The sequence below is a fragment of the Protofrankia sp. CiP1_Cm_nod4 genome, assembly GCF_982290645.1.
In genome coordinates this window covers 55,227-79,033 of the sequence record NZ_CEVIVC010000005.1, presented here as the reverse complement: position 1 = coordinate 79,033, position 23,807 = coordinate 55,227, and the positions used below count along the sequence as shown (strand labels likewise).

At 73.1% G+C, this 23,807-nt stretch carries 19 protein-coding genes; 12 read left to right on the top strand and 7 right to left on the bottom strand.

The genetic code is table 11. The features are described 5' to 3' along the window. The first annotated feature begins 14 nt into the window (after positions 1–14). The 4 genes from AC5LSR_RS02550 to AC5LSR_RS02535 all read left to right on the top strand — a co-directional run bounded on the left by AC5LSR_RS02550 (position 15) and on the right by AC5LSR_RS02535 (position 3,602). Entirely contained in the window at positions 15–494 is a 480-nt protein-coding gene (locus tag AC5LSR_RS02550; RefSeq protein WP_250284130.1) for a YbaB/EbfC family nucleoid-associated protein, read from the top strand. A 222-nt stretch (positions 495–716) separates the two neighbouring features. Further along, positions 717–1,313, top strand: coding sequence for a recombination mediator RecR (recR, locus tag AC5LSR_RS02545; protein WP_250284148.1), 597 nt, complete (start codon positions 717–719; stop codon positions 1,311–1,313). 314 nt (positions 1,314–1,627) lie between these two features. Further along, complete coding sequence (locus tag AC5LSR_RS02540; RefSeq protein WP_250284127.1) at positions 1,628–2,101, top strand: hypothetical protein; 474 nt, start codon at positions 1,628–1,630, stop codon at positions 2,099–2,101. 247 nt (positions 2,102–2,348) lie between these two features. Then, positions 2,349–3,602: a Fic family protein gene (locus tag AC5LSR_RS02535; protein ID WP_250284125.1), complete on the top strand. Its 1,254-nt coding sequence runs from the start codon at positions 2,349–2,351 to the stop codon at positions 3,600–3,602. Between the two features lie 121 nt (positions 3,603–3,723). Here the strand turns inward: AC5LSR_RS02535 and AC5LSR_RS02530 are convergent, their stop codons facing one another. Then, complete coding sequence (locus AC5LSR_RS02530) at positions 3,724–4,728, bottom strand: zinc-binding alcohol dehydrogenase family protein (protein ID WP_250284146.1); 1,005 nt, start codon at positions 4,726–4,728, stop codon at positions 3,724–3,726. Between the two features lie 152 nt (positions 4,729–4,880). Then, a complete protein-coding gene (locus tag AC5LSR_RS02525) occupies positions 4,881–5,465 on the bottom strand; it encodes a TerD family protein (RefSeq protein WP_250284124.1) in 585 nt (194 codons plus the stop codon). A gap of 304 nt (positions 5,466–5,769) precedes the next feature. Here AC5LSR_RS02525 and AC5LSR_RS02520 point away from each other — a divergent pair, with 304 nt between their 5' ends. Next, complete coding sequence (locus AC5LSR_RS02520) at positions 5,770–7,038, top strand: aspartate kinase (protein ID WP_250284121.1); 1,269 nt, start codon at positions 5,770–5,772, stop codon at positions 7,036–7,038. Continuing rightward, positions 7,035–8,204: an aspartate-semialdehyde dehydrogenase gene (locus AC5LSR_RS02515; protein WP_445548222.1), complete on the top strand. Its 1,170-nt coding sequence runs from the start codon at positions 7,035–7,037 to the stop codon at positions 8,202–8,204. Before AC5LSR_RS02520 ends, AC5LSR_RS02515 begins: the two co-directional genes overlap by 4 nt. Positions 8,205–8,887: 683 nt before the next feature. Here AC5LSR_RS02515 and AC5LSR_RS02510 read toward each other — a convergent pair. Beyond that, positions 8,888–9,094 carry a cold-shock protein gene (locus AC5LSR_RS02510; protein WP_250284119.1) on the bottom strand — a complete coding sequence of 69 codons (207 nt, stop codon included), beginning with the start codon at positions 9,092–9,094 and terminating at the stop codon, positions 8,888–8,890. A 522-nt stretch (positions 9,095–9,616) separates the two neighbouring features. Here AC5LSR_RS02510 and AC5LSR_RS02505 point away from each other — a divergent pair. The 4 genes from AC5LSR_RS02505 to AC5LSR_RS02490 all read left to right on the top strand — a co-directional run bounded on the left by AC5LSR_RS02505 (position 9,617) and on the right by AC5LSR_RS02490 (position 16,135). After that, a complete protein-coding gene (locus AC5LSR_RS02505; protein WP_250284117.1) occupies positions 9,617–12,106 on the top strand; it encodes an Eco57I restriction-modification methylase domain-containing protein in 2,490 nt (829 codons plus the stop codon). After that, entirely contained in the window at positions 12,103–13,293 is a 1,191-nt protein-coding gene (locus tag AC5LSR_RS02500; protein ID WP_493464422.1) for a hypothetical protein, read from the top strand. Before AC5LSR_RS02505 ends, AC5LSR_RS02500 begins: the two co-directional genes overlap by 4 nt. 354 nt (positions 13,294–13,647) lie before the next feature. After that, a complete protein-coding gene (locus tag AC5LSR_RS02495; RefSeq protein ID WP_493464421.1) occupies positions 13,648–14,667 on the top strand; it encodes an aldo/keto reductase in 1,020 nt (339 codons plus the stop codon). Positions 14,668–15,010: 343 nt separating this feature from the next. Beyond that, on the top strand, positions 15,011–16,135 hold the full coding sequence (locus AC5LSR_RS02490; protein ID WP_250286431.1) for a helix-turn-helix transcriptional regulator: 1,125 nt from the start codon (positions 15,011–15,013) through the stop codon (positions 16,133–16,135). Positions 16,136–16,309: 174 nt separating this feature from the next. On the opposite strand, the gene AC5LSR_RS02485 is transcribed toward AC5LSR_RS02490, so the two are convergent. The 4 genes from AC5LSR_RS02485 to AC5LSR_RS02470 form a co-directional block, all read right to left on the bottom strand. Beyond that, positions 16,310–18,004, bottom strand: coding sequence for a CYTH and CHAD domain-containing protein (locus tag AC5LSR_RS02485; RefSeq protein ID WP_250286432.1), 1,695 nt, complete (start codon positions 18,002–18,004; stop codon positions 16,310–16,312). 220 nt (positions 18,005–18,224) lie between these two features. Next, on the bottom strand, positions 18,225–18,983 hold the full coding sequence (locus AC5LSR_RS02480; RefSeq protein ID WP_250286441.1) for a CPBP family intramembrane glutamic endopeptidase: 759 nt from the start codon (positions 18,981–18,983) through the stop codon (positions 18,225–18,227). A gap of 364 nt (positions 18,984–19,347) precedes the next feature. Then, the gene (locus AC5LSR_RS02475; RefSeq protein ID WP_250286436.1) at positions 19,348–20,355 is read right to left on the bottom strand and encodes a cytochrome d ubiquinol oxidase subunit II; all 1,008 of its coding nucleotides are present in this window, start codon (positions 20,353–20,355) and stop codon (positions 19,348–19,350) included. Continuing rightward, the gene (locus AC5LSR_RS02470) at positions 20,352–21,941 is read right to left on the bottom strand and encodes a cytochrome ubiquinol oxidase subunit I (protein WP_493468105.1); all 1,590 of its coding nucleotides are present in this window, start codon (positions 21,939–21,941) and stop codon (positions 20,352–20,354) included. Before AC5LSR_RS02470 ends, AC5LSR_RS02475 begins: the two co-directional genes overlap by 4 nt. A gap of 209 nt (positions 21,942–22,150) precedes the next feature. Here AC5LSR_RS02470 and AC5LSR_RS02465 point away from each other — a divergent pair, with 209 nt between their 5' ends. Beyond that, positions 22,151–22,780 (top strand): BlaI/MecI/CopY family transcriptional regulator, encoded by a 630-nt coding sequence (locus AC5LSR_RS02465; RefSeq protein WP_445548220.1) that lies wholly within the window; start codon positions 22,151–22,153, stop codon positions 22,778–22,780. Between the two features lie 82 nt (positions 22,781–22,862). Beyond that, the coding region (locus AC5LSR_RS02460; RefSeq protein ID WP_493468104.1) for a M56 family metallopeptidase at positions 22,863–23,807 on the top strand (945 nt) is incomplete at its 3' end.

Here is a 23,807-nt window from a genome sequence, read left to right as displayed (position 1 = left end):
CGTAGGCTCGTGGCATGTCGAACCCGCAGATACCGCCGGGCGCCGGGCCGGGCATCGGTCAGCTTCTTCAGCAGGCCCAGCGGATGCAGGCCGAGTTGCTGACCGCCCAGCAGGACCTTGCCGACGCCAGGGTCGACGGCACCGCCGGCGGCGGCCTGGTGAGGGCCACGGTGACCGGTGGGGGTGAGCTGGTCGATCTCGTCATCGATCCCGCCGCGGTGGATCCGTCCGACACCGAGACGCTCGCCGACCTCGTCCTCGCGGCGGTCCGGGACGCCGCCGACAACGCGCGCAGACGTGCCTCCGAGCGGATGGGCCAGGTCACCGGCGGGCTCGGTGACATCCTCGGCGGGTTCGGCGGCCCCGGTGGTATCGGGAGTCCTGGCGGTATCGGGGGTCCTGGCGGCATCGGTGGTCCCGGCGGAGTCGGCGGTGGCCCGGCGGGTCTGCCGGGCGGGTCAGGCCCGGGGTCGATACCTCCCGGCCTGGGATGACAGGCGCGCGATGAACGACTCGCAGGCGGGCGGGCAGGTGCCGCCTGGACACGTGCCGGCCAGGCCCGCCGGAAGAACGCCCGCCGGAAGAACAGCCGTCAGAATGGCGATGGCCGGAACGCCCGGCTCCGGCACAACGGGCTCCGGCACAACGGGCCCCACGACAACCGGCTCCACAACAGCGGGCCCCACAACAGCGCTCCGCGGGACGGGTCGGTGACGATGTACGAGGGGATCGTCCAGGATCTGATCGACGAACTCGGCCGGCTGCCGGGCATCGGCCCGAAAAGCGCGCAGCGGATCGCCTTCCACCTGCTTTCCGCCGACCCGGTGGACGTGCGGCGGCTGGCGGCCACACTGAACGAGATCAAGGACAAGGTCCGCTTCTGCCGGACGTGCTTCAACGTCGCGCAGGCGGAGCTGTGCCGGATCTGCGCCGACCACCGCCGCGATCCGGCGCAGATCTGTGTTGTCGAGGAGCCGAAGGACGTCGTCGCCGTCGAACGGACCCGGGAGTTCCGCGGGCGCTACCACGTTCTCGGCGGAGCGATCAATCCGATCGGCGGAGTCGGCCCGGACGATCTGCACATCCGGGAGCTGATCGCCCGGCTCGCCGACGGAACGGTGACCGAGCTGATTCTCGCGACCGATCCGAACACCGAGGGCGAGGTCACCGCCTCCTATCTGGCCCGCCAGATCGCCCCCATGGGCCTGAAGGTCACCCGGCTGGCCAGCGGCCTGCCCATGGGCGGGGATCTGGAATGGGCGGACGAGGTGACCCTCGGCCGCGCCTTTGAAGGCCGCCGCGTCGTCGTCTAGTCGTCGTCCAGCTGTCGTCCAGTTGTCGTCTGGACACGTCTGGACACGTCCGGGCAGCCGTCCGGACGGACGTCTCGAACAATCCTCCGGACGAAGGCCGTCCGAACGACGCCGTTCCGGACGGCCCTTAAGGCCGGATCCCCGTACGAACCCGTCAGTTCCCCGAACGGACGGTGGCCGGAGCCGGCGGTGTGATCCTCCTCAGTACACGCATGTCGCCAGATACCCGTGACCGGTGCATACGTTGTTCTGGCCGGACAACGTGACCACCGGAAACCGTCACGGAACCCATGAAGGTCAGGAGTACACGACCAATGATCATAAGTGCGCACGTGGGCGCCGGAGCGCTGATCGGCACCGCACTGCGTCGGCCTCTTCCCGCATTTGCCGCCGGGTTCGTCTCCCACCTCGCCATGGACATGGTGCCGCACTGGGGAGCCGGCCCGGGGCGGAGCTGGGTTCCGGTGGCCCGCCGCGACGGCGTGGCCGGGCTGGCCGCCATGGGCATCCTGACCGCGGCCGCGCCGCCGGGGCGCCGGCTCGCGCTCCTGGCGGCCATGAGCGGGGCCTGTCTGCCCGACACCGACAAGATCGGCATCTATTTCGTCGGACGCAGCCCGTGGCCGCGCGGCTTCGACCGCTTCCACGGGCGCATCCAGCGGGAGTCCACCGACCTGCTGCCCCGGGACGTTCTTGTCGCCGCCGCGCTCAGCACGGCCGCCGGCGGGCTGCTGCACCTGCTGGGCCGGAGGCGGGGGCCGAGCCCGAACCGGCTGGTACGGCCGTGAGGCCCGACGGGCTCCCGTTCCCCGTGCGGCGGCCTGCCCCAGGCGGCCCTCGCCCTGGGCCCGGTCCTCAGAGCAGTCCTCAGGGCAGTCCTCAGAGCAGTCCTCAGAGCAGTCCTCAGAGCGGCCTTCGCCCCGGGCCCGGGCATTCTCCCGTTCCGGACAATTCACGTGTCCCGCTGGCCGCCCCGCCGCTGCTGGCATGCTGAAAACACTGAAACAAAAACACTGAAAACAAAGGAATCCGGCGATGGGTCGATACGGGGAGCAGCTGTGGTCCCCGGATCCGGCCGCGCCGCCGCGTGGGCGCCGGGTGGGCGTGTACCGCCCCTACTGCCCCGACCCGCTCGCCGCCAGCCCGCCGGCTCTCCCGCGGGATCTGCTCTCCCGGGCCACCGCCATCGAGGCCAGTATCCGTGCGCTGCGCGGCACGGCCACGGTGAGCCTGGAGCGGGCGGCCGGCTTCCTGCTCCGCTCGGAGGCCATCGGATCGGCCCGGATGGAGGGCATCCGGGTCGCCCCACAGCAGGTCGCGCTGGCGGAGTTCGCCGCCACGGCCACCCCGGACACCACCATCGAGGGTTTCAGCACCAGCGCCCGCGGGGTCGCCCACACCATCGCCGCGCTCCGCCAGGCGGTCACCGACGCCGCCCAGGCCAGGACGATCACAGTGGACGGCATCGTCGGCCTGCAACGCACCCTGCTGCCGGAGCAGCCTGGCACCGGCCCGCGGACCGTGCAGACCTGGCTGGGCGGAAGCGAGTGGAACCCGCTCGACGCCGCCTTCGTGCCGCCGCCCGCGTCCGCCGTCGACGGGCTGCTGGCCGACCTTGCCGCGTACGCGTCCGAAGGCGGGCACCCGTCCCTGGTCCAGGCCGGGCTCGTCCACGCGCAGTTCGAGACGATCCAGCCGTTCGCCGACGGCAACGGACGGGTCGGGCGTGTGCTCATCCACGCGCTGCTGGCCCGGCGGGGGCTGCTCGGCCCGGCCGTGCTGCCGGTCAGCCTCGTCTTCATGACCCGGCCGGACGAGTACGTGGCGGCGCTGACCGCCTTCTGCCACAACGGCCCGCCGGACAGCGCGGCCGCCCGCGCGGCGGTCGGCCAGTGGCTCACCTTCTTCCTGGACGCCACGGCCGCCGCCGTCGAGGAGACCCGCAGGTTCACCGTGGAACTGGCCGCGCTGCGCCGCTCCTGGGACGTCCGGCTGTCTGCTTTCCGCAACCGGACGACCGCGTTCCGGAACAGGCCGTGGGAGCCGTCCATGTCCGACCAGCTGTTGGCAACGCTGCCCGAATCCCCGGTGCTCACGGAGGTGAGCGCGGCACATCGGCTGGGCGTCCCGCCGCGGACGGCCCGGGCGACGGCCGAAGAGCTTGTCGCGGCCGGCATCCTGCGCCGCCGGCAGATCGGCCGCGGCACCATCGGCTACCTCAACCGGGAGGTATCCGACCTGTTCAGCGCCGCCGAACGCCGGCTCGTCGCGTCCAGAAAACGCTCCTGACCGGACGGCCGCCATGCGCCAGCCGGACGGACACGCTCAGCCGGACGGGACGCTCAGCCGGCCGCCACGCTCAGCCGGCCGCCACGCTCAGCCGGCCGCCACGCTCAGCCGGCCGCCACGCTCAGGTGGACGGGAACAGCACCGCGGCGCCGTTGACCCGGTCCGCGGCCAGGTCGACGAGGGCGTCGTCCGCGCGGTCGAGCGGGTACGGCGTGATCGTGACCGCCAGGTGGTGCCGGCCGGCGATCTCCAGGAACTCGCGGCCGTCCGCCCGGGTGTTCGCGGTCGTGCTGCGCACGGAGCGTTCCTGGAACAGATGCCGCTGGTAGTTCAGCGCCGGCACGTCGGAGAGATGGATACCGGCGATCGACAGCGTCCCGCCCCGGTCGAGGGCACGCAGCGCGACCGGCACCAGATCGCCGACCGGAGCGAAGAGGACCGCGGCGTCCAACGGCTCCGGCGCAGCCTCATAGGCACCGGACGCCGACGACGCGCCGAGTGAGAGCGCGAGCCGGCGGGCCGCCTCGGAACGGGTCATGACGTGCACCCGCGCTCCCTCCGCCAGCGCCACCTGCGCGGCCAGGTGGGCGGACGCGCCGAAACCGTAGATCCCCAGCCGGCCGCCGGGCGGCAGCTCCGCCCGGCGCAGCGCCCGGAAGCCGACGATGCCCGCGCACAGCAACGGCGCCAGCTCCCCGTCGGAATAGCCCGCCGGCAGTTGGTAGGCGTAGTCGGCGCGGACGACGGCGTACTCGGCGTAGCCGCCGTCGGCGTCCCAGCCGGTGTAGCGGGACGCCGGGCACAGGTTCTCCGCGCCGCGCCGGCAGTAGCCGCAAGCGCCGTCGGTCTCCCGCAGCCAGGCGATGCCGAGGCGGTCACCGACAGCGGCCCCGACGACGTCGCCGCCGACCGCGTCGACGTAGCCGACGACCTCGTGCCCGGGGATGGTGCCGGGCCGGCGCGGCGGCAGGTCGCCCTCGGCGAGATGCAGGTCGGTGCGGCAGACACCGCAGGCCGCGACCCGCAGCCGGACCTCACCGGCGGCCGGCTCGGGTACCGGGACGGCCGCCCGGCGCAGCGGCCGGGCCGCCGCCGGAGCCGGTGCGCCGACCTGCCAACCGATCATCGTCGGTGCCATGCCCCCGATGTTCCCAGCTCCGGCCGGCACCTACCGGGCCCCGGCGACCCGGGCCCCGGCGACGCGGCCCGCCGGCCGCCGAGCGACAGGGCCCGGGGGTCGAGCCCGTCACGCACCGTCGCTCTCGGACGGCGACGCCCTCAGACGTTGACGCCGTGGTCGCGGGCGAGGCCGCTGAGGTCGTTGTGGCCCTGGCCGACCGCGCGGAACTTCCATTCGGCACCGTTCCGGTAAACCTCACCGAAGATGACGACCGTCTCGGTGGAATAATCCTCGGACAGGTCGTAACGGACCAGTTCGATGCCGGTCTGGTCGACGACGCGGATGTAGGCGTTGCGTACCTGGCCGAAGTTCTGCTGCCGGTCCTGCGCGCCGTAAATCGACACCGGGATGACAATCTTGTCGATCTCGGCCGGCACCTGGCCGAGGGTGATGACGATCGACTCGTCGTCCCCCTCCCCCGCGCCGGTGAGGTTGTCGCCGGTGAGCTGGATGGCGCTCTCCGGGGACTTCAGATTGTTGAAGAAGATGAAGTACTGGTCGCTGAGGACCTTGCCGTCGGCCTTCACACCGATGGCGGAGGCGTCCAGGTCAAAGTCGGTTCCGGTGGTGGTGCGGGCGTCCCATCCGAGCCCGACGGTGAGCGCGGTGAGCTGGGGCGTGCCCGCCTCGGCCGCCTGCTTGGTGAGGCTGACGTTGCCACCCTTGGCAAGGCTGATGGCCATGTGCAGTCATCCCTTCCGATCGGGGCCCGTCTGCTGGCGGGCCGCCCCGACCGATGTCCGACAATGGATTCCAGAAGAACCCTCGCACACAGGTGGTCACCCGCCCACCCCAGGTCGGGCTTTGTACATGGCGGGGCATGCCGGCGGCGTGGCCCGTCGACGGCCGCAGCTCTTCCCGCGTCCCGGCCCCGGCGGGCCAAAAGCGGCGCAATCGCGCTTTCACCCCCGGCGAAGCGGCACTCGGGACCGGCGTGTCCCCGAGCGACGGGACGGGCCGCCATGGGTCCCAAGTAACCTGGGACCCATGGCGCTCGTCGTGGCGAAGTTCGGTGGCTCCTCCGTGGCGGACGCCGACCGGATCAAACGGGTCGCCGAACGGATCGTGGCCCAGCGCCGCCGCGGCGACGACGTGGTCGTGGTGGTGAGCGCGATGGGTGACACCACCGACGACCTGCTCGACCTCGCCGAGCAGGTCGCCCCGCTCCCCCCGGCCCGCGAGCTCGACATGCTGCTCACCGCCGGTGAGCGCATCTCCATGGCGCTGCTGGCCATGGCCATCTCGAACCTGGGCGCCGAGGCCCGTTCCTTCACCGGCTCCCAGGCCGGGGTGATCACCGACTCGGTGCACGGCCGGGCCCGCATCATCGACGTCACCCCGGGGCGCATCCGAAGCGCCCTGGACGAGGGCGCCATCGCGATCGTCGCCGGCTTCCAGGGCGTCAGCCAGGACACCAAGGACGTGACGACGCTCGGCCGCGGCGGTTCGGACACGACCGCCGTCGCGCTCGCGGCCGCCCTGGGCGCCGACTTCTGCGAGATCTACACCGACGTGGACGGCGTCTTCACCGCCGACCCGCGGATCGTGCCGGACGCCCGCCGCATCGAACGCATCTCCTACGAGGAGATGATGGAGATGGCGGCCTGCGGGGCCAAGGTGCTCATGCTTCGGTGCGTCGAGTACGCGCGCCGCTACACCGTCCCCGTGCACGTCCGCTCGTCGTTCTCGTTGCGGCCGGGGACATGGGTCACCGAGATTGCGGAGGCAGAGCTGGTGGAACAGGCCATCATCCGGGGAGTCGCGCACGACAAGGGGGAGGCGAAGGTGACCGTGGTCGGCTGCCCGGACAAGCCCGGGGTCGCCGCCGCGGTGTTCCGGGCGGTCGCCGACGCCGACGTCAACCTCGACATGATCGTCCAGGTCGGGTCGGTCGCCGGCAGCGGCCGGACCGACATCTCCTTCACCCTGCCGAAAACCGACGGCCGTAACGCTCTGAACGCGCTGGAGAAGGTCCGTACGGAGATCGGGTTCGAACGGACCCTGTACGACGACCACATCGGCAAGCTCTCCCTGGTCGGCGCGGGGATGAAGTCGCATCCGGGGGTGTCGGCCCGGTTCTTCGGGGCGCTGGCCGACGCCGGGGTCAACGTGGAGATCATTTCTACCTCGGAGATCCGGATCTCGGTGGTCATCCGGGACACCGACCTGCCGGTCGCGGTGCGGGCCGTCCACGGCGCGTTCGGGCTCGGCGACCCCGACGGCCAGGCCGTCGTCTACGCGGGAACCGGCCGATGACCGGCGGGGCGCGCGAGACGGCGACGGCGACCACGGCGGCGGTGCCGGCGCGTCCGCTGCCGGCCGCTCCGGCGGGTGCTGTGAACGCGGGCACGGGCGCGGGCCGGCGGCCGACACTGGCGGTGGTCGGGGCGACCGGCGCCGTGGGCACGGTGATGCTGTCGCTGCTGGACGAACGTCCCGACATCTGGGGCGAGATCCGCCTGATCGCCTCGGCCCGGTCCGCCGGGCGGCGGCTGCGGGTCCGCGGCGAGGACGTCGAGGTGCTCGCGCTCACGCCGGAGGCCTTCGACGGTGTCGACATCGCCATGTTCGACGTACCGGACGAGATCTCGGCGCGGTGGGCGCCGGTCGCCGCCGCCCGCGGGGCGGTCGCGGTCGACAACTCGGGGGCGTTCCGGATGGACCCGGACGTTCCCCTCGTCGTGCCCGAGGTGAACGCGGACGCGGTCGCCGACCGGCCGCGCGGGATCATCGCCAACCCGAACTGCACGACGCTGTCGATGATCGTCGCGCTTGGCGCGCTGCACCGCGCCTTCGGCCTGCGGTCCCTGGTCGCGACGTCCTACCAGGCGGCCAGCGGGGCCGGCCAGGCCGGTGTGGACACCCTCTACGCCCAGCTTGCCGCGGTCGCGGGCGACCGTGACCTCGGCCGGAGCGCGGGTGACGTCCGCAAGGCGGTCGGCGCGGACGGGCTCGGCCCGTTCCCGGCCCCGCTCGCGCTCAACGTCGTGCCGTGGGCCGGTTCGCTGAAGGACGGCGGCTGGTCGTCCGAGGAAACGAAGATCCGCAACGAGTCCCGGAAGATCCTGGGGCTTCCCGGGCTGAAGGTGTCCGCGACCTGCGTGCGGGTACCCGTTGTCACGACTCACGCGGTAGCCGTGCACGCGTGGTTCTCACAGCCGGTCACGGCGGATGCCGCACGGGCCGTGCTGCGCGCGGCGCCGGGCGTGGCCGTGCTGGACGATCCGGCGGCTGGTGAGTTCCCCACCCCGGCGGACGTCGTCGGTACCGACCCGACCTGGGTCGGCCGGGTCCGGCAGTCCCCCGACGACCCGCACGAGCTGGCCCTGTTCGTCTGTGGTGACAACCTGCGCAAGGGCGCGGCGCTCAACACCCTCCAGATCGCCGAACTGCTGGTGTCCCACGACCGGCTGGAGCGGTAGGCGGGCCGACCAGCGGGCCGGGGCCGACGGGACGACGCCAGGCCGGATCGACATGCCGCGGAAGATTCAGCCGTGACGCCGCCGGCAACACGGCCGGCGGTGAAAACCGGGGAATCCGCCCGCTGTCGGCCGTCTGGAGAACGCTGTATTTCACTCGATGTGACGCAGTCCGGCCGGATGTGATTCCGGTCACGGGACGACGGAAACACCCGACGGAGCCGGACAGTTAACACGACCGGTTCCGAAAAACAGAATCGCGGCACCGTTCGGTGCACCGGACACGCCGTTGGGACGACGCTATCAGGGCGAAGATGTTTCCCTGGCGCACGCCCACGACAAAAGATGAACAAACATTCTGGCCGGTACCGGCGCCAGCGGACGATCCAGATGAGACCAGGCATAGCGGACATCACCCGCGGCCCGTGGGTACGCAGCCGGGATCCGAGCGGGCAGCCAACCACCACCGCCTGGCGAGCGCGGAACAGGAAAGCGCGCGGAACAGGAAAGCACGCGGAACACAGAGAGCGAACCGACGGCGCGGCTCATGATGATTGGTGGCGATTCACCGAGCCCCAAGCCAGTTACACGCACCAACAAGAAACGAGGGCCCGCCCCTGACAGCAGATGGCGGGCCCTCGCCCTATGACTGTGGAAAATACCTCGGAGTTACGTCCCTACGTGGCTCAGACGACGACACGAACGGCGTCAGCCTGCGGACCCTTCTGCCCTTGGGTCACTTGGAACTCGACCCGCTGCCCCTCTTCCAGGCTCTTGTAGCCTTCCATGTCAATCGCACTGTAGTGGACGAAGACGTCCGAACCGCCACCGTCCACGGAGATGAAGCCGAAGCCCTTCTCCGAGTTGAACCACTTCACCGTGCCCTGAGCCACGTGCCGTTCTCCCTGCTGGTGCAGTCAGGACCCACACCGCGCGGGCCCCGGACCGTCTGCCGCGGAAGAATTCTGCTTCTCCCGCGTCAGCGTTCGCCGTCGCCGCCCCTTGTAGGCGTCAACCGCCGAACTTGGCCATGGAAGACGCTACACGGCTACCGGCCATGGCGGGAGCCCTCCGGGCAAGGAAGTCCACTACATACCTCACGCACCGGGTGATGCCACAACATCCCAGGTAACCCACCGCAACCCCCGGCCAGGGAGCCGGGCGGCCCGGTGAAGTCCCCCACATCCGCGTGGGCGCCCCAGCCGCGAGGCGCGTACGCCCCGGGCCACGGGAGCAGCCGGAACGGGCATGGTTCCAGCCTCCACACCCGGCGTACACGTCCCAGCCGCAGGCGGACGCGGAACGGGCACGCCGCCCGCTCGCACCCGCGGGGACAGAAGCGGCTCGTACCGGGTGAAGCGAAGTCAGGGCGACGCGCCGGACGAACTGTCGGTGCCGGGCTCTAGGGTTTGGACGTGGCAACCCCGACCCCCGAGACGGCCCGCGCCCCCGACGTCACCGGCAGGTCCGGGACGGCCGGCGGCCCGTCGTCGGGCGGGGCCGCGCTCCCGGCCGCCCGGGAAGCGACCAGCGCCACAGATTCGATCACTCACCGTAAGATTCGCGGCGCCTTCTTCACGCCAGCCGCGCTATGTGATCATATTGTCACCTGGGCGCTCCGCGACCGGGATGACAGCGTCCTCGAGCCTGCCTGCGGTGAGGCGGTGTTCCTGCTGGCGGCCGCCCGCCGGCTGCGGGCTCTCGACGGCGTCGCCGGCCAGCGGCCCGACAGCCATCCAGGCCATCAGCCCGGCAGCCGCCCCGGCGATCACGTCGGCGATCACGTCTGCGACGACGACCACGACGGCCGGTCCCGTGGCGGCGGCCATGCCGGCGACCGCGGCGACAAGAGCAGCTATGGCGACAAGAACAGCTACGGCGGCGAGGCTGTCCAGCCCCGCGGCGGCCGCCAGGGCGGCCTGCCGCACCGCGCCCAGCTGCGCGGGATCGAGCTGCACGCGCCGACCGCAGCCGCGGCCGCCCTGGCCGTGACGTCGAGCGGCGAGCAGGCCGAGATCACCGTCGCCGACTTCTTCGCCGTGCCGGCACGGCCCGACTTCGACGCCGTCGTGGGCAACCCGCCGTACGTGCGATACCAGAAGTTCCACGGTGAGGCTCGCGGGCGTGCCCAGGCCGCGGCCGGGCAGGCCGGTGTCCGCCTGACCAGCCTGGCCAGCTCGTGGGCCGCGTTCACCGTGCACGCGGCCCGGTTCCTGCGCCCGGCCGGACGTCTCGGCCTGGTGCTCCCGGCCGAGCTGCTGGCGGTGAACTACGCCGCGCCCGTCCGGCAGTTCCTGCTGGAACGCTTCCGGCACGTCCAGCTCGTGCTGTTCACCGAACGGGTCTTCCCCGGGGTGCAGGAGGAGGTCCTGCTGCTGCTCGCGGAGGGCACCGGGCCGGCCGGCCGCTTCGACGTCCACCAGGTGCGCGACCTGGCCGAACTCGCCGCCACCGGGGCCGGGCACACCGCGGGCCCGCCCGGCGGCACGGCACCGGGCGCGGGAGGCCCGCTCGACGGGGGGCAGCCCACTAAGCGGGCCACGGAACGGGCCACCGGCCCGACCGGCGGCGTGCCGCCCCAGTGGGCCCCAGGCCCGGCCGCGGCCACGTCCCCGGCCGCGGCCAGGCCCATGGACGTGCGACGGACGGCGGCGCTGGGTCAGCCCGCGCTCCTGGTACCGGCCGCGGCTGGTGCCCCGGCGGCGGACGGGCCACCAACGGCTACCAGGCCCAGCGCGGCGGGCGGGCCCCCGGCAACAATCACACCTCCGGCGGTCGTCACGACCACGGCGGCGATCGTGCACCCGGCGGCGGATGTGGGCGTACCGACGCCCGAGCCCCAGGCCTCCTGGATGCCCGCGCTGATCAGCGCCGCCGCCCGGCGGGCCATGCTCGAGCTCACCATCGCCGGTCTCTTCGGGACGCTGGCGACCTGGGGCCGCACGACGCTCGGCGCGGTGACGGGCAACAACCGCTACTTCGCCCTCAGCCAGGAGCGGGCGGACGCGCTCGGCCTCGACGACGAGCTCGTCCCGATCTCGCCGCCAGGCTCCCGGCACCTGCGGGCCCTCGCGCTACGGACCAGCGACTGGCAGCGGCTGACCGACACCGGCCTGGCGACCCTGCTGTTCCGGCCGGGGCCGCGGCCGTCCCCGGCGGCCCGCGCCTACATCGCGGCGGGCGAACGCTCCGAGGTCGACCTGGCGTACAAGTGCCGGATCCGCAGCCCCTGGTGGCAGGTCCCCCTCCCGGCCGCACCGGCGGACCTGCTGCTGACCTACATGAACGCGGACACCCCGCAGCTGGCGACCAACCGGGCCGGGGTGGCGCACCTGAACTCCGTCCACGGGGTCGTCCTCGTCCCCGAGCACCGGCGCACCGGGCGGGACCTGCTGCCGCTGGCCGCGCTGAACTCCGTGACGATGCTCGCCGCCGAGACGGTCGGGCGCGCCTACGGCGGCGGCATGCTGAAACTCGAGCCGCGGGAGGCGGCCCGGCTGCTGGTCCCCGCCCCGGAGCTGGTCGAACGGCTGCGTCCACAGCTGTCCGCGGCCCGCCGCGGCGTGCTGCGCGCGCTGGCTGCGGGACGGCTCGCCGACGCGGTGGCAGGCGTGGACGAGCTGCTGCTCGCCGGCGGGGCCGGGCTGGACGCCGCCGCCATCGAACAGATCGTAACTGCCCGCCACACCCTGTGGTCCCGCCGCCATGCCCGCGCACGTGCGGGCATAGGCCGTGCGGGCATGGGCCGTGCGGACCCAGGCCATGCGGGCATGGGCCACCCGGACCCAGACCACCCGGACCCAGGCCACGCGGACGCGGAACGCGCCGCCCCGGAACGCCCGCTCTCGCGGCGCCCGGACCCGGGCCGTGCGGGCCCGCGACGCTCGGGCAGCGGGCCCGGGTGAGCCGCCGCCCGGACAAGCTCGTCGCCTACGAGCCGGTGCTCGCCCGCCATCCTCCGACGGATCCATGGCGGCACATCGCCGGCGCGCCGCCGTGCTACGCACCCGACTACGACCTGCTCGGCGAGCTGCTGACCCAGCCGGTGCGCGGCGGCGAGACGTCCGAGAGCGGCGCGTTCGCCAAGGGGATCGACGCCTGGATCGCCCACGAGCTGCGCCGCGCCGGGTTCGGTGCCGACGAGGTCTGGCCGCGAGCCACCCAGCCGAGGGTGCTGCCGCGTGACGTGGCCGTGCTGCTCGACAAGCTGCCGAAGGCGCTGGCCGACGAGGTGCGCGCCCGGGTGGGCGCGATGCCGGCGGTGACCCCGGCGGACGCGGTGATCCTCGGGCGCGCCTACGACAAGCAGGTCGACGTCGTGATCTCCCGCTGGGAGCGCGGCCCCGAGCTCCTGATCAGTACGAAGGCACAGGTCTCGTCGTTCGGGAAGAACCTGCCGAACCGTTTCGAGGAGGCCTACGGGGACGCCGGGAACCTGCGGGGACGCTACCCGCTGGCCGCGGTCGGCTTCCTGTTCGTGCAGCGCTCGACGATCCTCGACACCGAACCGGACGCTTTCGAGCGGACCATCGACATGATCCGCAAGCTGCGCGCGGGCGTGGGCGCGCCGGGCGGCGTGGGCGCCGACAGCGGCGGCTACACCGCGACGGCCCTCGTCCTCGTCGAGTGGGATGACATCGCCACCGGCCCGCCCGACGGCACGAACGCCAGTCCGCCCGCCAGCCCGGAGACCGCCCCGGCCGGTGGTGCGAGCGCCGCTCCCCTGGCCGGTGGTGCGAGCGCCGCTCCGGACGCCGCCCGCGCCGGTGCTCCGGGCGCTGAGGCGGCCGGCGGCGGGCCGGCCCCGCCGGCGGGTGCGCGGGTGCGGGTGCGCCACGACGTCGTGCCCGCGGACGTGGCCGCGCCGCAGTTCTTCACCGCGCTGATCCGGCACGTCACCGCCGTGACCCCGGTTGTCCACCACGTCCGCGTCCGGGAGCTGCTGGAACGCCGTAACCTGCCGGTCTCCGAGGCGGACGCCGACGCGCTGGCCGCCGAGGCGAACACGGCCACGGGCACCGGCCCGGCGGCGAGGCCGACCGAGCCGGCCGGCCCGCTCATGATCGACGTAACGCTCTTTCCCGATCTCTAGGGATCTCCAGGCGCGATCTCCAGGACGACCCCGGGTGATCCGTCCCAGGATCACGTATGCAAATCTTGCTCTCAGTAAGCAGAACGCATGTCAACCGGATAATCATGACACCATCAAGAGCGCGACGGCCGCCTCCCCGGATGCTTTCATGCTTGTGCAAGCGTTCGCGTGCAAGCGTTCCGCAAGCGTTCAAGGCCCGCAGTCAGTCGCCGGAACACCACAGTCAGCCACCAAGCATCGGGTGGCACCTCCCAACCGGGTGGCGATACCGACCGGACGGTGACAACAGCCGGCCAGCGACGACGGTTGGCGAGGCCGGTCGCCCTGAGTCCCGATCTCGCATGGGGGTAGGTAGTGACAGTGACCCTTCCCACGACACCGTTCGGCACGACCGGCATGAACATCACCCGGGTCGGCTTCGGGGCCTGGGCGGTCGGAGGCACCGGCTACGCCTTCGGGTGGGGCGCCCAGGACGACGAGGAGTCCGTGGCCGCCATCCGGCACGCGGCCGCCTCCGGGGTGAACTGGATCGACACCGCGGCCGGCTACGGCCTCGGGCACTCCGAGGAGATCGTGGCCCGCGCCCTGGCCGGCATCCCCGCGGCGGACCGTCCGTACGTGTTCACCAAGTGCGGGCTGATCTGGGACGCTTCGGCGCCCGGCGGTGGCGCCTTCGCCCAGGTGGGCGCCGCCGACTCGATCCGGCGGGAGGTCGACGCGTCCCTGCGCCGGCTCAATGTCGAGCGGATCGACCTCTACCAGCTGCACTGGCCGCCGCAGGACGGCACACCGGTCGAGGACGCCGTCGCGACACTGCACGAGCTGCGCGCGGCCGGGAAGATCCGCTCGGTGGGCGTGTCCAACTTCGACGTCGACCTGCTCGAACGGGTCGCGTCGGTGGGTGGCGTGGAGGCCCTGCAGCCACCGTTCTCCGCGATCAGGCGGGAGGCCGCCGCGGAAATCCTGCCGTACTGCGCCAAGCGCGACATCGGCGTCATCGTCTACAGCCCGATGCAGGCGGGCCTCCTCACCGGCGCCTGGTCCGCCCAGCGTTCGGCCACCCTGCCGGCCGACGACTGGCGGCGCCGGTCGCCTGACTTCACCGGTGAGCCGCTGCATCGCAACCTGGCCCTCGCCGACGTGCTGCGCGGCGTTGCGAAGCGGCACGGGGTCAGCGTCGCCGCGGCCGCCGTCGCCTGGGCCCTCGCCTTCGACGGGGTGACCGGCGCCATCGTCGGCGCGCGCCGCCCGTCCCAGGTCGACGGCTGGATCGCGGCCGCCACCCTCACCCTGACCGCGGACGATCTCGACGACATCGAGCTGGGTATCGACCGCCTCGGCGTCGGCTCCGGGCCGTCCCGTCCGATGTGGTGACAACCGATGTGATGACGGGCATCGGCTGAAATTCTCCGGGCACCGGGAGAAGCGGATCCGGCCGATGACGGAAACGGGCCCGGTGGGCCGTCGGACGGCCCACCGGGCCCGCCGGATCATCCGCTGGCAACAGCATCCGCTGGCAACAGGATGTGGCTCGGCGCGGGCCGGCGCGCGGCGTCCGGATGAATCGCCGCCCGGACCGCTGAGGAAGGCCGGATCGGCTCCGGCGAGGCTCAGATCCCAATGGGCCCGATGGCAATACGGGATGATCGCAGTGAAGTCACCATGAACGGGTGCCCTCCCGCAGCCAGCCGCCACGCCGACCGAGCCCTCTGCCGCGATGACCCCGGACAGCGCGGCCCCCGGCAACGCGGCCCCCGGCAACGCGATCCCCGGCAACGCGGCCTCTGACAGCGCGGCTCCTGGCAGCAGGATCACGGGCGAGGTGGCCCCTGGCAAGGCGCTTCCCGGCGAGGCCGCCCCCGGCGAGGCGCTCCCCGATGAGCTGATCTCCGGCAAGGCCGCCTCCGGCGAGCTGATCCCCGGCGAGATGGTCCTGGCCTCGGATGCCGCGACGGACGACGGCGTCCGGCGGGAGGCCCGCCAGGAGGCGCGGCAGCGGGAGCTTGGCAGGTTCCTCCAGGCCCACCGCGAGCGGGTGCCCGGCCTGCCGCGGGAACAGGTGGCGGCGGCGTCCGGCCTGCAGCTCGTCTGGTACACCTGGCTCGAGCAGGGACGGGTCCAGGCGTCCGAAGAGGTCGTCGAAGCGGTCGCGCGGACGCTGCGGCTGGACGCCGACGCCCGGCGGCACGCCCTGGCGCTGCTGGGGACGTCCGCGCGGACGTCCCCGCCGCCGCACCAGCCGCCGCGGCGGACGCGACAGCCACCCCAGTCGCAGCGGACGCGGGCTGCCGTCCGCCTGCTGCGTCCCGTCCTGGCAGGCTGGCCGACGTCCCCGGCGCTGCTGCTGGACCGCAGGTTCGACATCATCGGCTGGAACGACGCCTACGCGGCGCTGTGGACCGACCCCGGCCTGCTCGACGAACGACGTCGCAACCTCATCTACCTGCTGATCACCAGCCGCCTGCTCGGGAGCACCCTGCACGAGTGGGAGAGCGTGACGAAGGACCTGCTCGCGCAGTTCCGCAGCCAGTTCGGTGACGAGCACGACGAGCGTGTCCGGGAGATGTTCACGCTGCTCGGAACGGAACGGGCCGAGCTGAGGCCGTGGTGGGAAGACCGGTCGGCACACGGCTTCACCACCCGGACGGTGACTGTCAGCACCGCCACCGTCGGCGAGATCAGGCTGGTGCTGTCCCTGTTCCGGCCGATGGACGACCCGGAGTCCGGCATCCTGCTGCAGACTCCGGCGGGCCGCACCGACCGGACCAGGATCCGGCAGCTCATCGAACTGCCGGCCCGCTGGGGCGGCAACGACCGCGCGCGCGGCTTCTACGACCAGTAGAGCGCCCGGCGACGGCTGGCCGCCGGTCGCCCGGGGCGGACACCGGCCCGCTCAGGCTCTGGTCCGCGGGGGCTGGGATCCGCCGCCGGCCCCGGGAACAGCCCGAGCGGCATCAGGCTCCGGTCCGCGCGGCCGGGAATCCAGCGGGCGCGCGGACCGGGCCCACAACACTGATCACACCTGGAGCCAGCGGCGATGACGCCCGCGGGACGCCTCGGGCCAGAAGTCGATGAAGTCCCGTTCCGCGGTGCGGGCCCGGAGCTCCTCCAGGCCCAGCAGGAGCCCGAGGGTGAAGGCGGTCGGCTCGCCGGCCTGCGCCGCCGACGTCCCCCACTGCCGCAGCTGCCCCTGGGCGACCGTGGCGTCCTGGTGGGTGCCGAGCAGCTCCTGGATCTGCTCGGCCAGCCTGGCGAACGCCGCCGCGTCGGGCCCGAAGACCGCGCCGGCCGTCTCGGCCGCGTACCGCAGCCGCTTCGCCTGCTTGCGGGCGCTGTGCAGCTGGATGTCGCGTTCGTGGCCGGGCGGGGTGGCCAGGGCCGTGTTGACCTTGCGGGTCAGCCGGTTGTCGGCGCGTCCGACCAGCTTCGGCAGGACAACCCTGGCGGGCTGCGCGGCAAGCCCTCCCGGCCCTCCCGGCTGTGTGGCGGACGTCTCCAGCAGCCCGCGGACCAGGTCTTTCAGGTCCGTGACCAGGGTGAGGTAGCGCTCGCCGCGCAGCATCGCCAGCGCCTCGGTGCGCGCCTGCTCCTGCCCGGCGAGCAGCTGGCTGTCGATCACTTCGGCGACCGGGCCGTGCACCAGCTCGGCCGGCAGCGACGCCACCCGTCCGTCGAAGTACTCGACCATCACCTCGGCGTCGCGGGCCGGGGACAGCGCGCCGGCCAGGTCGCGCAGCTCCCCGTCCAGGTGGGCCACGCGCGCGCCGTCGAACAGGGGCGCGAACGTACGCAGCGTGCTGCGGAACCGGCGGGTGGCCACCCGCATCTTGTGGACGGCGTCCGGGACGTCGAGGCGGACGTGCGGGTCGGCGGCGAGCAGCGCCTGGACCTGGGCGGCCAGATAGGCCCCGACCACCTCGCCCACCGGGGAGCGCGGCCGCAGCTTGCCGGGCGAGGGCAGCGCCTCGGTGCGAGGCTGTCGCGCCAGCGCCGGGCCGAGCACCCGGGACAGCTTGGACGCGTCCGGGGACGCCGACGCGCCCGCGGTCGTGAGCAGCGCGCCGACCTCGTCCAGCAGGCCGGTGTCACCGGTGCCGATGTGCTCGACCTCGATCTCGTGCCACCGCTGCCGCCGCCCTCGCGCCGGCGGTCCCTCCGCGCCTTCCGCTGGCTGGGCCGCTGGCTGTGCTTCCGCCGCATCCTCCGCCGGCCGCTCCCGCCGCTCCCGCTGTTCCCGGCTGGCCGCCGCGCCGAGGGTCCAGGCGCTGACCTGGTCGTCGACCACTTCGGCCCGGTCGGCGCCGGCGGCGTCCCGGAGCCGGACAAAGGTACGGTCGGTCACCAGCCGGGCCACCGGCCGCAACGGCGCGTCACGCAGATGGACGCGCACCAGATCAACGAGGTCGTCCGGTGGCGTCAGCTCGTCCGGTGGCGTGCCGGCCGCGTCGAGCGGACGCTGGATCTCCTCCCGTTCGCCGGCACGCAGCGGCAGCTTGAGATGCCATCCCTCGTCGTGCCCGCCCGTCCGGCGCCGTAGCGTGATCTTGTTCTGGGTCAGCCGGAAATCGTCGGAGTCGTAGTAGACAGCCTCCAGGGCCACCCGTTCCGGTTCGCTGACCGCGGCCACACCCGGCAGCTGTTCCAGGGCGGGCAGCACGAAACCCGGATCGACGGCAAACTTGCGTTCTATTTCCCTCAGCCTGCCGCCCACGGTCACCCTCCGTCATATTCACTTGATGCGATCGCCGCTCATGCCCCTGCCACGGCCGCATCCGGACGGTCCGACGCGACCGGGGTGGCCAGCTGGCCTGGACGGCACGGCCGCCCGGGACAGCATCGACCGCGTCCGGCGTGCCGCGGCGAAACCATCGTTGGCTGTTGTTCATTCCATGTTAAACACATGACAGCCTGGCGGTTTTTCCGAGTAGCGATCACGATGTGGGCAGCCAGGAAACTCTGCCGGCCAGTACGGCATAACCGACAAAAGCAACGATGTCGATCAGAGCGTGCGCCACCACGAGCGGGCCGACCCGCCCCCGGCGTTGATAGATCCGCCCGAACAGCAGGCCCATGACCAGGTTCCCGGCGAAACCGCCGAGCCCCTGGTACAGATGGTACGAACCGCGCAGCACCGCGCTCGCCGCCAGGGCGGCGCGCTCGTCCCAGCCGAGCCGGCGCAGCCGCGTCAGCAGGTAGCCGACCACGACGACCTCTTCGAGCAGCGCGTTCTGCACCGCGGACAGCACCAGGACGGGGATGCGCCACCACACGTCCGGCAGGCTGGTGGGGACCACCGTCAGGTTCGCGCCGGAGTGCCAGGCGAGCAGGTACAGCCCGAGCCCGCCACCGCCGACGACCGAGGCGAGCCCGGCCCCGGAACGGGCGTCGCGGGCCAGCCGGCCACGGTCGAGGCCGATCGCGGCCGGCCCCCCGCCGTCCCGGGCGAGCAGGTGCAGCGCCAGGAAGGCGGGGACGACCGCGGTGACGATCCCGGTCAGCTGCAGGGCGAGGTCGAGCCACGGACGCCCCGGGGCCGCCGACGAGTTCAGCTCGGCGACCTGCTGGCGGACCGGCCCCGGAGCGGTCAGATCGCCGATGTAACGGACGAGTGCCCACAGCCCGGACGCCCCCAGCGAGACGCCCAGCACCAGCCACACCTCGTGCGCGAGCAGCCGCCGCCGGGCGCGCACGCGACCGGTGTCGTGGTCACTGCCGTGCCCGGCACCGCTGGGGCCGCTGGGGCCGCTCCCGCCGCTCCCGCCGCTCCCGCCGCTTTCCGGTTGCGCGGCGTCGCCAGGCTTCGTGGCCGGTTCGTGCCGCGGCTGTCCTCCCAGGGCTGCCCCGGCAACGTCGCCCACGTGTGCGCCGGTGTCCGTCCGCGCCGCTGCCCGCCCGTCGCCAGTTAGCCTCACCCGGCGAACGTAACGGCTCCGAGCGAACCAGCCGACCGGGCCGGCAGCCTACGCACCGGCCCGCGCCCGGCGTCACACCCGCGCCCGGCGTCACGCACGCGCCCGGCGTCACGCACGCGTGGGCCAGGGCGGCGGGCCGCTGTCAGTGATGCGGGTCGCCGCCGGCGGGTTCCGGGTCGGCGAACACCCGCAGCAGCAGGAACAGCGCCGGCAGCAGGACGGCCACCCCGCAGCCGATCGCGATCAGCATGGCCCGCAGGTTCGGCGCGGGTGCCGCGGCCGCGGCGGCGGCGACCTGCCCGACCACCAGGTCCGGGTACTGGGCGACGGCCCAGCCCCACAGCACCCCGGCCACCGCGAGGCCCGCCGCCAGCCGCGCCGCGGTGTAGTGCCGCCGCCAGACCAGGACCAGCGCGCCCGCCCCGCCGCACACCGACACGGCCACGAACGGGACACCGCGGGTGGGGAACCGCTGCGCCACCACCGGCGCGTCCCGCCACAGCAGCGGCAGCAACGCGGCCGCGAGCGCCCCCGCGACCACCGCGCCACCGAGCGCCCGACGCCGGAAACCGGCCACCAGATGCTCGCTCCCCGGCCGCCGGGACGCGTCCCGGCACAGGTAGACGGCGGCGAGAAAAGCGGTCGCGGCGACCGCGAAGGCGCCGGCCAGCAGCCCGAACGCGCTGGTGAGCGGGGCAGCCGCGGCATCGCGGCGGCCGACGCCGCTGGCCATGGCCGCGCCGCACACGCCCAGCATGAACGGCGTGACCGTGGAGGCGGCCGCGAACACCCGCCCCCACCAGTGGTCGGGGCCGGCCGCCCCGGCACCGTAGGCGCGGTAGACGTAGGCGCTGCCCCGCAGCACGATGCCGACGAGCGCCAGCGCCATGGGCAGTTCCAACGTGCTGCCGAGCACGCCGAACGCCTCCGGGAACCCGGAGAACATCGCCACGATCACGAAGATCAGCCAGACGTGGTTGGCCTCCCACACCGGGCCGAGGGCGGCAGAGATCAGCGCCCGCTGCTCGGCGGCGTGCCGCCCGTGGGCGAACAGGTCCCACACCCCCGCGCCGAAGTCGGCGCCGCCGAGCAGCGCGTATGCCGTCAGCCCGCCGACCATGACCAGCAGCAGGGCGTCCGCGGCGGTCATCGCTCCACCCCCGCCGGCCGCGCGGGTCCCGCCGGGACGGCGTCGTCCCTCCCCGCCTCCGGTACGGCATCCGCCGCGACAGCGCCGTCCGGCGTGCTGCCAGCCGGCGGCCCGTCAGCCGGCAGCCCGCCAGCCGGCAGCCCGCCAGCCGGCAGCCCGCCAGCCGCTGGTATGTCGGCCGGAAGCGCACCGGCCGTGACGGCACCCGCCACCTCGGACGTGGTCTCAGATGTGGTCGGGGACGTGTTCTCGGGCGTGGCCTCGTAGGTGGGCCCGCCGGTGGCCATCCGCCGCAGGATGAGCACCAGCGCCGTTGCCAGCCCCAGGTAGAGCAGGAGCGTGCCGCCGAAGGCCCAGCCGAGGCCGGGGCTGTGGGTCACCGCGTCCGTCACCAGCATGCGGCCGTAGACGATCCAGGGCTGCCGGCCGCCCTCGGTCACCTCCCAGCCGGCCAGCATCGCGATCATAGACGCCGGCCCGGTGGCGCCCGCCGCCAGCAGCCAGCCCCGGCCGGTCGGCAGCGCCGGGCGGACGCCGCGCCACCGGCGGCGCGCCGCCACCACCGCCACGGCCACGGCCAGCCCGACGAGCGCCGTCCCGAGGGCCACCATCGTGTCGAAGGCAAGGTGGACGATCAGGGCGTTCGGGCGCTGCGCGGGTGGGACGGCCACAAGGCCCGTCACCACGTGGTCCCGGCTCCAGCCGGTCATCAGTGACAGCAGGCCGGGGATCTCGATGCCGTGCCGGACCTCGCCGGTGGCGTCGTCGTAGATGCCGCCGAGGGTCAGCGGCGCGTGTGACCGCGTCTGGTACAGGGCCTCCATCGCGGCCAGCTTCAGCGGCTGCCGGTCCGCGACCACGCGCGCCGCCCAGTCCCCGACGACCGCCTGCAGCGGGGCGCAGGCGAGCACCGTGACCAGGCCGACCCGCAGGCCGCGGCGATGGTAGGCGTCCCGGCGGCCGCGCAGCATCCCGGCCGCGTACACCCCGGCGACAGCGCCGCCGGTGCACATCAGCGCCGCGAGCAGCATGTGGATCACCTGTGCCGGGGTAGCCGGGGACAGGAAGGGCGCGAGCGGCTCCGCGCTGACGACCCGCCCGCCGGCCTCGCGCACGCCGCGCGGGACGTTCATCCACGCGTTCGCGGTGATGATGAACAGGGTGGACAGGGTGCCCGCGACGGCGATCGGGACCATCGTCAGCCAGTGCGCCCGCGGGGACAGCCGCTTCCAGCCGTACAGGTACAGGCCGATGAAGATCGCCTCGATGAAGAACGCGAAGCCCTCGAGCGTGAACGACAGGCCGAGCGCTCCTCCGTAGCGGGCCATGAACGCCGGCCACAGCAGGCCGAACTCGAAGGACAGCACCGTCCCCGACACCGCGCCGACCGCGAACAGCACGGCGAACGCCCGCGCCCACTTACGGGTGAGGGCGAGCCAGACCGGGTCACCCGTGCGGATCCAGCGGCGTTCGGTGTACAGCAGCAGCCAGGGCAGGCCCACCCCGAAGACGGCGAAACAGATGTGGAAAGCCAGCGAGAAAGCCGTCTGGCCACGAGCAAGATCTGTGGACGCGGCGAGGATCATGCACGATCCCTCCTGCCTCCCGTCCCACGACGCCCACCCGGAGCCCACGCGAGCGAGAGAGCATCTCGAAAGATCTTCTACGTTCTGTCAAACTTCTACGCTTTGTAGAATACGAGACGTCCGCCAGCGGCACCCGCCACCGGCAGCAGGTCACACCCGGACTCCCGATGGGGGCACAGAACTTCGTGGCGCGTCGTACAGTGAGATACATGGCGCGTCTTGGTGACCTTGAGCGGTCAGTCATGGACGTGCTGTGGGACGTCGACGTCTGGCTGACCGCGCGCGAAGTAGCGGCCCGGCTCGACCACGAACGCAACCTCGCCTACACCACGGTCCTCACGGTGCTCGAGCGCCTCGAGCGCAAGGGCTTCGTCCAGCGGGAACGCGCGGAGCGCGCGCACCGCTACCGGGCGTCAAGCAGCCGGGACGCCGTTGTCGCCGAGGCCATGCTCGCCGCCCTGGACACCACCGAGGACCGCGGCTCGGCGCTGGTGCGCTTCGTCGGCTCCGTCTCCCCGGCCGAGGCCGAGATCCTGCGCCGGGCCCTCGCCCCGCCGCCGGATGCCGCGGCCGGACGCGACGAGGCGGCCGCCACCGAGGCCGATCTCATCCCGACCGGTCTCATCCCGACCGGTCTCACCTCGGCCCGTCCGGCCGCCGTCACCACCGCCGCGGACGGCCTCGCCATCGGTGCCCTCGGCGGGGCAACCGGCGCGGAGGCCGCTGAAGGCCTCTCCGACGTGCCAGAACGCGTCGGCGCCGGGAGCACCCGCGTCACGGCCGCCGTGTCGGAGATCGCGGGTGCGCAGGCCTCGAGCCCGGAGGCCACCGGCTCGTGACCTCTGCACCGGACGCCGTACCGGACGCGACACACGCTCAAACCGAACCTCTGTCCGCGGGCAGAGGTACTGTTCACCCGCTATGACGACCGCGGCCATTCTCGCTCTGTTCGCAGGCGTGCTCGCATGGCCCGTTCCCCGACTGCTCGCCAGGGCGCGCTGGCCGTCCCGCTGCCCACGATCCGCGATCGTGCTGTGGCAGGCGATCGGCCTTGCCGGCGGGGTGTCGGCGCTGCTCGCGGTGATCGCGTTCACGTTCGCGCCGCTTTCCACCGACCTGCCGCTGGGCGTGCTCGACCACGCCGGCCACGTGGCCGCCGGCGAGCCTCTCGCCGGGCTCGGCTGGATCAACGTGATCGGGCTCGGGGCGGCGTCCGCGCTGGCAGCCCGGCTGTTCGGCGTCCTCGCCCTGTCCACCGCGCAGACCCTGCGGCATCGCCGCCGCCACCGCCATCTGGTCGACCTCGCCGGCCAGGGCCATCGCGATCACGACACGGCAGCGGCGTCCTCAGCCCAACCGGGAAGCGCCGGGGCATGCCAGCCGCCGTATGAGCTGCCCGCCTGCGCCGGAAGAATCCACCAACGCGGACGGCTGCGCGTCCTGGACCATCCTGTGGCGGTCGCCTACTGCCTGCCCGGCGTCCGTCACACCCGGGTCGTCGTCTCCCGGGGGCTGCTGGCCGCGCTCGCCCAGGACGAGCTGGAGTCCGTCCTCGCGCACGAGGAGGCGCACGCCCGCGGCCGGCACGACCTCGTCATCCAGCCCTTCGTGGCCTGGCAGCAGACCTTCCCGTTCCTCCCGCCCGCGCGCGACGCGACCGCCGCGGTGTCCCTGCTGGTCGAGATGCTCGCCGACGACACCGCCGCCCGCCGCACCAGCTGCCGGACCCTGGCCCGGGCGCTGGCCCGGCTCGGGGTGGCCCGCTCCCCGGTACCGGCCGGCGCGGTCGGCATCACCGGCGTCTCCCATGGCAGGATGATCCGCTCATCGCGGGCGAGCGGCCATGGCAAGGGCCTGCGAGCCCGA

What these genes read in the sequence shown, in the direction of transcription:
- AC5LSR_RS02550 (WP_250284130.1), top strand. Translation starts at nt 15, where the DNA reads ATGTCGAACCCGCAGATACCGCCGGGCGCCGGGCCGGGCATCGGTCAG.
- recR (WP_250284148.1), top strand. Translation starts at nt 717, where the DNA reads ATGTACGAGGGGATCGTCCAGGATCTGATCGACGAACTCGGCCGGCTG.
- AC5LSR_RS02540 (WP_250284127.1), top strand. Translation starts at nt 1,628, where the DNA reads ATGATCATAAGTGCGCACGTGGGCGCCGGAGCGCTGATCGGCACCGCA.
- AC5LSR_RS02535 (WP_250284125.1), top strand. Translation starts at nt 2,349, where the DNA reads ATGGGTCGATACGGGGAGCAGCTGTGGTCCCCGGATCCGGCCGCGCCG.
- AC5LSR_RS02530 (WP_250284146.1), bottom strand. Translation starts at nt 4,728, where the DNA reads ATGATCGGTTGGCAGGTCGGCGCACCGGCTCCGGCGGCGGCCCGGCCG.
- AC5LSR_RS02525 (WP_250284124.1), bottom strand. Translation starts at nt 5,465, where the DNA reads ATGGCCATCAGCCTTGCCAAGGGTGGCAACGTCAGCCTCACCAAGCAG.
- AC5LSR_RS02520 (WP_250284121.1), top strand. Translation starts at nt 5,770, where the DNA reads ATGGCGCTCGTCGTGGCGAAGTTCGGTGGCTCCTCCGTGGCGGACGCC.
- AC5LSR_RS02515 (WP_445548222.1), top strand. Translation starts at nt 7,035, where the DNA reads ATGACCGGCGGGGCGCGCGAGACGGCGACGGCGACCACGGCGGCGGTG.
- AC5LSR_RS02490 (WP_250286431.1), top strand. Translation starts at nt 15,011, where the DNA reads ATGACCCCGGACAGCGCGGCCCCCGGCAACGCGGCCCCCGGCAACGCG.
- AC5LSR_RS02475 (WP_250286436.1), bottom strand. Translation starts at nt 20,355, where the DNA reads ATGACCGCCGCGGACGCCCTGCTGCTGGTCATGGTCGGCGGGCTGACG.
- AC5LSR_RS02470 (WP_493468105.1), bottom strand. Translation starts at nt 21,941, where the DNA reads ATGATCCTCGCCGCGTCCACAGATCTTGCTCGTGGCCAGACGGCTTTC.
- AC5LSR_RS02465 (WP_445548220.1), top strand. Translation starts at nt 22,151, where the DNA reads ATGGCGCGTCTTGGTGACCTTGAGCGGTCAGTCATGGACGTGCTGTGG.